The sequence below is a fragment of the Stenotrophomonas sp. 82F1 genome (assembly GCF_056861525.1).
Genome location: NZ_JBSPUD010000019.1, coordinates 1 through 12031, shown reverse-complemented (window position 1 = coordinate 12031; position 12031 = coordinate 1). Strand labels below are relative to the sequence as shown.

Here is a 12031-nt window from a genome sequence, read left to right as displayed (position 1 = left end):
CGGGGCGGGGCGTCCCGCCTGGGTGGCGATGCCTGACGGCATCGCGCATGGGTCACTCAGCCAGGTTGCGGCCGTGGAACAGCTCTTCGATCTCACGACGCAGCAGCGCTTCGATCTTCATGCGTTCCTTGAACGAGATGTTCTTGGCCTTCTCCTCGAACAGGTACTGGTCCAGGTCGAAGTCCTTCAGGTGCATCTTCGTGTGGAAGATGTTTTCCTGGTAGACGTTGACGTCGAACATCTCGTAACGCGACTTGATGTTCTTGGCCAGGAAGTTCTGGATCGAGTTGATCTTGTGATCGATGTAGTGCTTCTTGCCCTTCACATCACGCGTGAAGCCACGGACACGGTAGTCCATGATCACGATGTCCGATTCCAGGCTCTCGATCAGGTAGTTCAGTGCCTTCAACGGCGAAATGACGCCGCAGGTAGCCACGTCGATATCGGCGCGGAAGGTGGCAATGCCTTCCTGCGGGTGCGTTTCCGGATAGGTGTGCACGGTGATGTGCGACTTGTCCATGTGCGCGACCACGGCATCGGAAATCAACTCCTTGCCGGCCTGCTTCTTGTCGATCACCGGCTCTTCGGAGATCAGGATCGTCACCGAGGCACCCTGCGGATCGTAATCCTGGCGCGCCACGTTGAGGATGTTGGCGCCGATGATCTCAGCGACATCGGTCAAGATTTGAGTAAGCCTGTCGGCGTTGTACTCTTCATCGATGTATTCAATGTAACGCTGACGCTCCTCTTCGGTGCGCGCGTAACACACGTCATAGATGTTGAAGCTCAGCGCCTTGGTGAGGTTGTTGAAACCCTGCAACCTCAGGCGAGGCAACGGCTTGACCACGGCGGTCGATTCCTGTGTAAGAAGGGAAAGGGGGAATTATGCGGCATAAGTGTCTCCAGGGGGAACGTGAAGACGCTCAGGTTCTGGCACACTGTTTGCCCTTAACAATTGCGCTGGTTAAGCTCCGCTATCGACCCCGTGAATCCGTTCATGCGCAGAGGGAGCGCCCCTATCGTGTCAACCGTGCGCCTAGCTAGCAGCCCATTGGCCTTGGACATCGCAACAATCGACCGCTTCCTGGCACACAGCCACAGGCGGCGCTATCCCACCCGTACCGACGTCTTCCGACCCGGTGACCCGGCAGGCACCCTGTATTACGTCATCAGCGGCTCGGTTTCGATCATGGCCGAGGAGGAAGAGGACCGTGAACTGGTGCTGGGCTATTTCGGCGCCGGTGAGTTCGTCGGCGAGATGGGCCTGTTCGTGGAGTCGGACCGCCGCGAGGTGATCCTGCGTACCCGCACCGCGTGTGAGCTGGCCGAAATCAGCTACGAGCGCCTGCATCAGCTGTTCCTCGGCCCGCTGTCGGCCGATGCCCCGCGCCTGCTGTACGCGCTGGGCCAGCAGATCTCCAAGCGCCTGCTGGACACCAGCCGCAAGGCCAGCCGTCTGGCCTTCCTGGATGTCACCGACCGTATCGTGCGCACGCTGCACGATCTGGCGCAGGAACCGGAGTCGATGACGCATCCGCAGGGCAGCCAGCTGCGCGTCTCACGCCAGGAACTGGCCCGTCTGGTCGGTTGCTCGCGCGAAATGGCCGGCCGGGTGCTGAAGAAGCTGCAGACCGACGGCCTGCTGCACGCCCGCGGCAAGACCGTGGTGCTGTACGGCACCCGTTGACCACCCGGTGTCCGCCGGGCATGGCCCGGCGCTGCCACAAGACCTCCACCGATAGCGCCGGGCCATGCCCGGCGGATCCCCGTACGTGCGACGTACCATCGCATGTCCCGCACACCCGCTTCCGCTAGGCTCGATCCATGGAGCTGAGCAGCGAATTCTGGTGGTTCATCCTTATCGGCCTCGGCGCACAGCTGGTCGATGGTGCGCTGGGCATGGCATTCGGGCTGGTTTCTTCCTCAGTGCTGCTCAGCATGGGGCTGCCTCCCGCACAGGTCAGCGCCAGCGTGCATACCGCTGAAGTGTTCACCACCGGGGCCTCCGGTGTGTCGCATCTGGTCGCCGGCAATGTCGACAAGCGACTGTTCTTCCGCCTCGCCGTGCCCGGCGCTGTGGGCGGCGCGCTCGGCGCGTACGTGTTGACACAGGTCCCTGGCGACCTGATCCGCCCGCTGATCTACCTGTACCTTCTGGTGCTGGCGATCATCATCCTGGCCCGCGCAGCCGGCCGCTGGATGCCCAAGGGCGAGATCCGCCGGGTGCCGGTGCTGGGCTTCTTCGCCGGCCTGCTCGATGCCAGTGGCGGTGGCGGCTGGGGCCCGGTGGCCACCTCCACCCTGCTCGCCGGCGGCGGTCAGGCGCGGACCACGATCGGCACCGTCAATGCGGCCGAGTTCGTGGTCACCTTGACCATTTCGGCGACGTTCCTGCTGTCGATGGGCGTGCAGCACCTGCAGATCGTCGCCGGCCTGCTGATCGGCGGCATGATGGCCGCGCCGGTGGCGGCGATGCTGGTGAAGCGGGTGAAAGAACGTTGGGTACTGGTCGCAGTGGGCGTGCTGGTGCTGGGCATCAGCCTGTTCCAGGTGGGCCATGCCGTGTTCGGGTACCTGTACCGCTGAGGCATCCCCCGTAGAGCCGAGCCATGCTCGGCTGATAGCGCACGGATACCGCAACGAAGAGCAGCCGAGCATGGCTCGGCTCTACAACAGGCTCGGGTCAGGCCTTGTCACCACCGCGGTCCACGCAACCCCAGTTGAGGATGCGGGTGCCGGCCGGCAGCACGCGGCGGAAGAATTCCACCTTGGCAGGCTTCGGGTTGACCACCACCGGCGCTTTCGCCGCAAGCAGCAGCGGCAGGTCGGCAGTGCTGTCGGAGTACGCGATATCGATGTCGCCGTAGCCGCGCTCGCGCAGCATGCGCATCTTCTCTTCGTTGTGGCAGTGCCGGGTCGGCCCTACCCCGCCCAGCCGCGGCCCCACTTCGGTGCCGATCACCGGCACGTCCTGGTGGGCGACGAAGGCCAGGATCGCGCGGGCAAGTTCCGGCGGTGCGCCGGTGGCCACCACCACGCGATCGCCCTTGGCACGGTGCGCGGCAAATACCTCCAGCGCCTGTGGCAGCAGCTTGGCGCGCATCTGCGCTTCATTGCGCAGCACGTAGGCGTCAATCACCTTGTTGAACTCGCGCGCGCGGTGCAGGCCGAAGCTGCCGATCCAGACGTAGACCGAGATACCGGCACGGCGGGTCGGCAGCATCGCCACCATCGGCCCGGCAATCGGGGTGACCAGCAGCGCCGCCAGCATCCGCAGCGGGTTGCGCTTGATCAGCGAAGCGAACAGGTGGGTACCCGAATCGCCGTCATACAGGGTGTGGTCGAAGTCGAAGACCACCAGCGGCGCATCCTCGCGCGGCGTTGGATAGTACGTTTTCATGCTGCGAAGAATAGCTGACGCAGACCCTCACCCGGCTCTTCCACGCGCATGAAGGCCTCGCCGACCAGGAACGAGTGGATGCCGGCATCGCGCATCAGCGCCACATCCTGCGGGCCGAGAATGCCACTCTCGGTGACCAGCAGGCGGTCACGCGGCACGGCCAGGCGCATGTCCAGCGTGGTCTGCAGCGACACCTCGAAGGTGCGCAGGTTGCGGTTGTTGATGCCGATCATCGGCGCCGGAACCTGCAGCGCTCGCTCCAGCTCGTCGATGTCGTGCACTTCCACCAGCACGTCCATGCCCAGCGACATCGCCAGTTCGGACAGCGTGGCCAGCTGCGTGTCGTCCAGCGCGGCGACGATCAGCAGGATGCAGTCGGCGCCGAGCACGCGCGCCTCGACCACCTGGTAGGCGTCGATCACGAAGTCCTTGCGCAGCACCGGCAGCGTGCAGGCTTCGCGCGCCTGCTGCAGGTAGGCGTCGGCCCCCTGGAAGAAGTCGACATCGGTCAGCACCGACAGGCAGCTGGCGCCGCCGAACTCATAGCTGACCGCGATGTCGGCCGGGCGGAAGTCGGGGCGGATCACGCCCTTGGACGGGCTGGCCTTCTTCACTTCGGCAATCACCGCTGGATCGCCATTGGCGACGGCAGCCTGCAGCGCGCGCACGAAACCGCGCACCGGTGGCGCATCGGCCAGCGCCGCCTGCAGCTCCTCAAGCGGTCGCTGGGCGCGGCGCTGGGCTACTTCTTCGGCCTTGCGGGCCAGGATCGTCTGCAGGATATCGCTCATCGTCGTCGGGTCGGTGCTGGGGCGGTGAGGACGACCATTATCGGCCATCGGGTGGGTCAGGCTGAACCGCGTGCTCAGGCAACCAGCGCGCGGGTGGTGTCGACATACTGCTGCAGGCGGGCACGGGCGCTGCCATCGGCAATGACGGCGCGGGCGCGGGCCAGGCCGTCGCCGATATCGCTGGCCACGCCGGCCACGTACAACGCCGCGCCCGCATTCAGGGCGACGATGTCCAGTGCCGGGCCCGGCTCGTTGTCGAGCACCGCACGCAGCATGGCGATGGACTGTTCCGGGCCGTCCACGCGCAGGTTGCGGCTGGCCGACATGGCGATGCCGAAGTCTTCCGGGTGGATCTCGTACTCGCGCACCTTCCCGTCGCGCAGCTCACCCACCAGGGTGCCCGCGCCCAGCGAGATCTCGTCCATGTTGTCGCGGCCCCACACCACCATCGCGCGCTCGGCGCCCAGTTCGCGCAGCACGCGCGCCTGGATGCCCACCAGATCGGGGTGGAACACGCCCATCAGCACCGACGGCGCATTGGCCGGGTTGGTCAGCGGACCGAGGATATTGAAGATGGTGCGCACCCCCATCTCGCGACGCACCGGCGCCACCACCTTCATCGACGGGTGGTGGATCGGCGCGAACATGAAGCCGATGCCGGTCTGTTCGATGGCCGCGGCCACCTGCGCCGGCTGCAGCTCGATGGCCGCGCCCAGTGCTTCGACCGCATCGGCACTGCCGGACTTGGACGACACGCTGCGGTTGCCATGCTTGGCCACGCGCGCGCCGGCGGCGGCGGCAACGAACATCGCGCAGGTGGAGATGTTGAAGGTATGCGAGCCATCGCCACCGGTGCCGACGATGTCGACCAGGTGGGTGGTATCGGCGACCGGTACGGCCAGCGCGAATTCGCGCATCACCGTCGCCGCGGCGGCGATCTCGTCGATGGTTTCCTTCTTCACGCGCAGGCCGGTGAGGATGGCGGCGGTCATCATCGGCGAGACGTCGCCGCGCATGATCTGCCGCATCAGGTCGACCATTTCGTCGAAGAAGATCTCGCGATGCTCGATGGTGCGTTGCAGGGCTTCCTGGGGGGAGAAGCTCATCGGAATACTCCTTGGATCAGGCAGCCGGGCGCTGCAGGAAATTGCGCAGCAGCGCGTGACCATGCTCGGTGAGGATCGATTCGGGGTGGAACTGCACGCCCTCGACCGGGAACTGGCGATGGCGCAGGCCCATGATCTCTTCGATCGAGCCATCCTCGTTCTCGGTCCACGCGGTCACTTCCAGCGCGTCGGGCAGGCTGTTCTTGTCCACCACCAGCGAGTGGTAGCGGGTGGCCTGGTAACCGTCCGGCAGGCCGGCAAACACGCCCTTGCCTTCGTGCCGGATCGGTGAGGTCTTGCCGTGCATGATGTTGCCGGCGCGGATGACCGTACCGCCGTAGACCTGGCCGATGCCCTGGTGGCCCAGGCACACGCCGAGGATCGGCGTGGTCGGCCCCAGGCGCTGGATCAGCTCCAGCGACACGCCCGCTTCGCTGGGCGTGCACGGGCCGGGCGAGATGACGATGCGCTCGGGTTTCTGCGCGGCGATCTCGTCCACGCTCATCACATCGTTGCGCACCACCTTCACCTCGGCACCCAGCGTCTGCAGGTACTGCACGAGGTTGTAGGTGAAGCTGTCGTAGTTGTCGATCATCCACAACATGGTCAGGTTCCGTCGCTTATCAGGAAAATGGCGTACACGTTTTCGGTGTAGGTGATGGGGCCGGCTTCGATGGATTCGGGCAGGCGCGAGCCCGTGGTCTCAATGCTGTTCATCGGCGCCTCGGGCGAGGGCGGCGAAGGCGGCGTCACCAGATCGCCGCTGCTGGGCCAGCTGCCTGCTTGGATTCCGTAGGCGAAGTTCGGCGCCACATCGGAAATGCTGTACAGACCGCGCAGCTGGGTGCCGTAGGCCTTGGCCAAGCCCTGCGCGGACTCGCGGGTCTTGGCTGCGGCCTCGCCCTTGAGTTCACGGCGCAGCGCCACCTCGCCCGAGTACGTCGGGGCCAGGCTGCTGACCTGTACGTTCTCGTTGGCATTCAGCGCCCCCAGCACATCCTGCATCGCCTTCACGCTGGCAAAGCTGGCGCGCAGCTGGCGTGACACGCGGGTACCGATGAAGACCTGCCGGCTCTGCTCATAGCGCGTGGCGGGGCCGATGCGCAGGTTGTCCGCGCGCACGCTGCCCTCCACCGCTTTGTGCTGCTTGAACAGCGCCAGTACGCGGGCGACGTTGTCCTGCACGCGGCGACGTGCGGCATCGGCATCCATGTCGGTCTCTTCGATGTTCAACTGCAGGCCGAACCGGTCCGGCATCACCAGCCGGCGCGCCTCGCCCTTCACCAGCAGGTGTGGCTGCGAGGGAATGGTGTTGGCCTGTGCCCACGCAGAGGGGGCCATCGTGGCCAGCAGCGACGACCACAGCAGAACGCTCAGCAGCTTCATGCGGTACTCCTTGTCTTGAATGGAAACAGCGAAGGGTGCTGCGGCGCAGGCCACAGCACAGGGAAACTCACAGGCCCTTGGCGGCCTGGGCGACGGCGCGGAACAGCGCGCGGCCCTTGTTCATCGTCTCGTCCCATTCCTTGTCCGGGTCGGAGTCGTAGACGATGCCGGCGCCGGCCTGCACATACAGGCGGCCGTCCTTGATCACCGCAGTGCGGATCGCGATCGCGGTATCGGCATCGCCGTGCCAGCCGATGTAGCCGATGCTGCCGGCGTAGACATTGCGCTTGATTGGTTCCAGCTCGCGGATCACTTCCAGCGCGCGGATCTTCGGCGCGCCGCTGACCGTACCGGCCGGGAAGGTGGCGCGCAGCACGTCGGCATAGCTCAGGCCCGGCTGCAGCTGCCCGGTCACTTCGCTGACGATGTGCATGACGTGGCTGTAGCGTTCGATCACGAACTGCTCGCCCACTTCGACGGTGCCGGCCTTGGACACGCGGCCGGCGTCGTTGCGGCCCAGGTCGATCAGCATCAGGTGCTCGGCGCGTTCCTTCGGGTCGGCCAGCAGCTCGACCTCCAGCGCCTGGTCCAGCTCCGGCGTGGCGCCGCGCGGACGGGTGCCGGCGATCGGGCGCACGGTCACTTCGCCATCCTGCAGGCGCACCAGGATTTCCGGCGAGGAGCCGACCACCTGCAGGTCACCGACATCCAGGAAATACATGTACGGCGACGGATTCAGTGCACGCAGCGCGCGGTACACATCCACCGGGCGCGCCTTGAACGGCACGCTCAGGCGCTGGCTGAGCACCACCTGGAAGATGTCGCCGGCGCGGATGTATTCCTTGCTGCGCTGGACCGCGTCGACGAAGCCTTCGCGGGTGAAACCGGAAACGAAATCGGACTCGTCCAGCACGTCGCTGGTCAGCGGTGCCGGATAGCCGGCACCCGGCGCACGCAGTTTGGCGGTCAGTGCATCCAGGCGGGCCTGGGCCTGCTCGAAGGCGCCTTCGACACGCGGATCGGCATGCACGATCAGGTACAGGCGGCCCTTCAGGTTGTCGAATACCGCCAGCTCATCGGAGTGCAGCAGCAGGATGTCCGGGGTACCAAGTTCGTCACGGCCGGCCGGCGAGGCCAGGCGCGGCTCGATGTAGCCGATGCATTCGAAGCCGAACCAGCCGACCAGGCCACCGGTGAAGCCCGGCAGGCCTTCCAGCTTCGGCACCGAGTGGGCGCTGCGCAGCGCCTCGACCTCGGCAAACGGGTCGGCGACCTCGCGGGTTTCCAGCACCTGGCCGTCCTCACGCACAGTCAGGGTGTGGCCGTGGAAGGCGTACACGCGACGTGCCGGCAGGCCGATGATCGAGTAACGACCAAAGCGCTCGCCGCCTTCGACGGATTCAAACAGGTAGGTATTGGGGCCGTCGGCGAGCTTCAGATAGACCGAAAGCGGCGTGTCCAGGTCGGACAGCACTTCGCGGACAACGGGAATATGGGTGTGGCCTTCAGCGGCCTGCTGCTGAAACTGAGCGTGCGAGATCAAGACGACTTTCCTTCCGGGACACAGCGTTATGGGGACGGACGACGGCAACAGGCCACCATCGCCACCAACGGCGTGCGGAAGAAAGGGTATGCGGGGTCGTCAGGCTGGACACCCAATGACTGTATCGCAGCTTTGGCCGCAGGGAAACCCTTTGGCGACGGGCGGTTTGTCTTCGCCCTAGCCCATCCGCCGCGCCTGTTCCTGGCTCTCCTGCACCTGCTGCTGGGCCAGCGACACCCCCTGCGCCTGCTCGCGACTGGCGTTGATCGCATCAATCTGGGCGGTGCTCGCGCTGAGCGGCTGGGCCATGCCCGCCGCCACCTCGACGTGGGCATGGCGGCGGTGCGCGGCGTTCAGGTCGGGCGTATCCACCGCGAAGGCGCGGCGGTGATCGTCGCTGAGCACCACGTGGGAAATGGACTCCAGCCCCTCGCGCTTGGCCTGCACGGCCAGTGCACCGGCGAGCTGGTCGCTCTGCACGTTCGGCACGCGGTTGTGGGCGGCATCCAGGGCGTGCACGCCGGTCTGTGCGCCATTGAACAACCGGTAGTCGGTGTGACCAGGGTCGTTGATGCCGGGCGCGCGCGCAGTGGGTTCTGCCGCCACGCCGGCGCGGCGGCCATCTTCCGGATGCTGTATGCGCTGGTGCTGCTCGACCAGCTTGCGGGCGACGGCTTCCTGCTTGATCAGTTCCGAATCCAGGCTGGGGATGACGGTCGGATCCATGCCATGGCGGGCAGTCGCCTCGCTGAAGGCCGGCATCATGCCGCGGATGACACGTTCGGACCTGTCGAGGTTGTGCAGCCTCATTGCGTCCAACGGCAGGTTGCCAGTTGGCACGTGGGTCGCGGCGGCAGCCCCGATGCCCACCGCAGCACCACCCAGCGCGGACAGGGTGATCGGCGCCTTGGCGGTGATGCCCTTCAGCTGGGACGCCACCAGGTCATAGCCACGATCGACATGGGCGCCAGCGGTGGCGAACCCGTTCTGCAGCTTGCCGGCCACCCATTGGCCGTCGTGGCTGATGGCAGCGGCCACGCGTTCACCCGCCACGCGCGTGCTTGCGGCGTCGGCAACGGCCTGTTTCGTCGCGTGCTGCGCATGGTGCTCGCCGTGGTCACGGACAGCTTCGGCCTGCTTGGCAAGCCGGCCGGCGACGTTGTCCGCGCCCACCCGGTCAGCCACCCACGACAGTGCGGACAGGCCATGGGAGCGGGTTTGCGATTCGACGCGGTGCAGCGTGGCTTCGATGCTGCCGGTCAGTTCGCGCCCCGACGCAACCACCGTACTGGTCGCCCGGGTGCTCACCTGCAGGCTGGTGGACCCCATGTTCACCACCTGGCCGATGACCATGCCTTCGGTCTTCAGTACGCGCTCGACACCATCGCCCACCTTGTCCAGCGCATGGGCAGTGGCGGCGCCGGCCCGTTCGACCTGCTCGCCGGCCAGGCGACCGCTGCGCATGCCGTACGCCGTGGCATGCAGCACGGTGGACAGCGGGCCCGCCAGTTCCGCCACCTGGCTGGGCGGCGCCACGTGCGGGCGATCGACGAGTGCCCCGTGCGCGTCGCGGGTCTTGGGCTCAAGCAACAGCTCGAGGCGACCTGCCGCGAGCGGAATATCGCGCAGCGCCTGCTGGCCCGGCTGGCTCGCCAGTTGTTCGATGAACTGTGCAGCGGACGTCTGCGCGCCCGGAGGCAGCATCTCGCGCAGCTTTTCACCGACGACCTTCTGCATGGCCGGATCCTTCAGCACCATGCCCAGTTCGTTGGCAAGCACACCGTAGCCACGACGCTGATGCTCGCTCAGGCGGTGCATGCCGTTCTGCACATCGTTCAGCACCTCACCGGTGGTCTGGTAGGTGTGCACGGACTGCTGCGTGTCGAAGGTCGGCAGGCCGTTGTCCTTGGCATAACGCGCCGGGGTTGCCGGATGCAGGCCGGCGGCGTTGAACGTGGTGGCACGTGCGCCGGTGACTGCGGACGCGGCGGAAGCCATGCCGCCACCGAGGGAGTGGCCGGCGATTTCGAAGCCGCCGGGCAGACGACGGTTCATGGCTACGGCAAGTTCCATCGCGCGGTCGTAATAATCGCTGCGCATGCCGATGCCCTGCTGACCGTTGTTGAGGAAATCCTCGCCGCCGGATTCACGTTTTCCATTGGGCGCCAGCGGGTCAAGAATCTCACCCGTGGACCCCTTGTAGACCACGACAGGTTTCGCATCCTCACCGAAGACGCGCTTGTCGGGGATATAGATCTCGGCGCGGAATCCGGACTTCCTCGGCTGCAGCATTTCCTTGAGTTCGGCGTCCGAGATGTTGATGCCAGCTTCGCGCAGCGCGTCGGGATCACTACTTGCGCGCACCCATCCTATGAAGTGACCCCCGAGAGTTGGACGGTGGGGTCAAACGGCCGCTTGGGCCTGTTTCCGGTACTGTACCGGGCTCAGGCCCTTCAATTTCAATCTGATGCGCTCTTGGTTGTAGTACTTGATGTAATCCACGAGCCCAGCCTCCAGACTCTCGATGCTGTCAAAGCTGTTCAGGTAGAAAAATTCTGACTTCAGCGTCCCGAAAAAGCTTTCCATTGCCGCATTGTCCAGGCAGTTGCCACGCCGGGACATGCTTTGCTTCAACGAGTGCTTTTCCAGCATGTGCCGGTAGTTTTCATGCTGGTACTGCCAGCCCTGGTCGGAGTGGATCATGGGGCGCTCATCCGGGGAGAGCTTGTTGATGGCTTCGTCCAGCATCTGACCTACCAGATCGAACACGGGCTGACGCTTGATCTGATAAGCCACGATTTCGCCGTTGTAGAGGTCCATGATCGGCGACAGGTAGAGCTTCATCCCTTGCACCTTGAACTCGGTGACGTCGGTCACCCACTTCTGGTTGGGCCGCTCGGCATGGAACTGGCGATTGAGGTCATTGCCAACCACAACATTGGCTGCCCCTTTGAAAGATCGGTAGCGCTTCACGCGGACCCGTGATTTCAGGCCCATCTCTCCCATCAGACGCTGTACCCGCTTGTGATTGGTCCGATGGCCCTGATTGGCCAATTCCAGCGTCACCGTGCGATAGCCATAGCGCCCTTGGCTTTGATCGTAGATTGCACGGATGCGCTCGCACAGATCTGCCTCGTCCTGATCCGGATGGGCCAGGACATGGTTCTGGTAATAGAAAGTACTGCGCGACAGCTCTGCCGCTTCGAGCAGAAGCGACAGCGTATGAACCTGCCTCAATCCTTGGATGGCTTGCGCTTTGCGTCCTGCGCCGCCTGCTCTTCCCGGATCAAGGCATCGAGTTTTTTTAGGTAGTCGGTCTCCGCACGCAGATAGGCGACTTCCTTGAGCAGCTCATCGCGGCTCATATCCTCAGGTGGTTTGGACGAACGGGTCTTTTTCATCGGCTTTCGGGGCGGCAGCGGCGGCGGTGCCAACGCTTGGGCACCGCCCTGAGCATACAGGCGCCGCCACTGCCCCACTGCGCCGGCATCGCCAATCTGAAAGTAGGTGGTGGCCTCACGCCCGGACATGCCGTCCCGGCTCATCTTCTCCAGAACAGCCAGCTTGAACGCGAGGTCATAGGACCGGGTCTGGCGGTGAAACCCGCGCCAACCGTGCAGCCGATACGTAGCCACCCAGCGTCTGACCGTGGAGAACTCCAAACCGTGGTGTCGGGCGATGGCTTTGACCGACGTGGAGGTCTTGCAGGCTTCTTTGGCGACCTGCAGTTTGAATCGAGCTTCGTACCTGTTCATGTATCCCTCGGGGTTGGATCTGGCGTCCAACTCCCGGGGGTCACTTCACC

The 12031-nt window shown here is 65.1% G+C and carries 11 protein-coding genes; 2 read left to right on the top strand and 9 right to left on the bottom strand.

What is annotated here, in order from left to right:
- Positions 1-52: 52 nt before the first annotated feature.
- Entirely contained in the window at positions 53-847 is a 795-nt protein-coding gene (gene speD / locus AC13GI_RS16425; RefSeq protein ID WP_025874620.1) for an adenosylmethionine decarboxylase, read from the bottom strand.
- Between the two features lie 150 nt (positions 848-997).
- Here speD and crp point away from each other — a divergent pair, with 150 nt between their 5' ends.
- Positions 998-1687, top strand: coding sequence for a cAMP-activated global transcriptional regulator CRP (gene crp / locus AC13GI_RS16420; RefSeq protein ID WP_089238148.1), 690 nt, complete (start codon positions 998-1000; stop codon positions 1685-1687).
- Between the two features lie 137 nt (positions 1688-1824).
- On the top strand, positions 1825-2586 hold the full coding sequence (locus AC13GI_RS16415; protein ID WP_482996850.1) for a sulfite exporter TauE/SafE family protein: 762 nt from the start codon (positions 1825-1827) through the stop codon (positions 2584-2586).
- A 97-nt stretch (positions 2587-2683) separates the two neighbouring features.
- On the opposite strand, the gene AC13GI_RS16410 is transcribed toward AC13GI_RS16415, so the two are convergent.
- The 8 genes from AC13GI_RS16410 to AC13GI_RS16375 form a co-directional block, all read right to left on the bottom strand.
- Positions 2684-3400, bottom strand: coding sequence for a haloacid dehalogenase-like hydrolase (locus AC13GI_RS16410; protein ID WP_099819691.1), 717 nt, complete (start codon positions 3398-3400; stop codon positions 2684-2686).
- Positions 3397-4191 carry an indole-3-glycerol phosphate synthase TrpC gene (trpC, locus tag AC13GI_RS16405; RefSeq protein ID WP_033832398.1) on the bottom strand — a complete coding sequence of 265 codons (795 nt, stop codon included), beginning with the start codon at positions 4189-4191 and terminating at the stop codon, positions 3397-3399. The genes AC13GI_RS16410 and trpC overlap by 4 nt, the downstream gene beginning before the upstream one ends.
- A 74-nt stretch (positions 4192-4265) precedes the next feature.
- A complete protein-coding gene (gene trpD / locus AC13GI_RS16400; protein WP_089237368.1) occupies positions 4266-5297 on the bottom strand; it encodes an anthranilate phosphoribosyltransferase in 1032 nt (343 codons plus the stop codon).
- Between the two features lie 16 nt (positions 5298-5313).
- Positions 5314-5901 carry an anthranilate synthase component II gene (locus AC13GI_RS16395; protein ID WP_482996849.1) on the bottom strand — a complete coding sequence of 196 codons (588 nt, stop codon included), beginning with the start codon at positions 5899-5901 and terminating at the stop codon, positions 5314-5316.
- A 2-nt stretch (positions 5902-5903) separates the two neighbouring features.
- Positions 5904-6683 (bottom strand): SIMPL domain-containing protein, encoded by a 780-nt coding sequence (locus AC13GI_RS16390; RefSeq protein WP_482996848.1) that lies wholly within the window; start codon positions 6681-6683, stop codon positions 5904-5906.
- 67 nt (positions 6684-6750) lie between these two features.
- Positions 6751-8226, bottom strand: a complete 1476-nt coding sequence (gene trpE / locus AC13GI_RS16385; RefSeq protein ID WP_099819693.1) for an anthranilate synthase component I — start codon at positions 8224-8226, stop codon at positions 6751-6753.
- 177 nt (positions 8227-8403) lie between these two features.
- Entirely contained in the window at positions 8404-10590 is a 2187-nt protein-coding gene (locus tag AC13GI_RS16380; RefSeq protein WP_482996847.1) for a Tle-like phospholipase domain-containing protein, read from the bottom strand.
- Between the two features lie 39 nt (positions 10591-10629).
- A protein-coding gene (locus AC13GI_RS16375) for an IS3 family transposase (RefSeq protein WP_482995612.1) occupies positions 10630-11981 on the bottom strand; the annotation gives its coding sequence in 2 pieces (ribosomal slippage) (positions 10630-11534 and positions 11534-11981; 1353 coding nt in all).
- Positions 11982-12031: the final 50 nt, after the last annotated feature.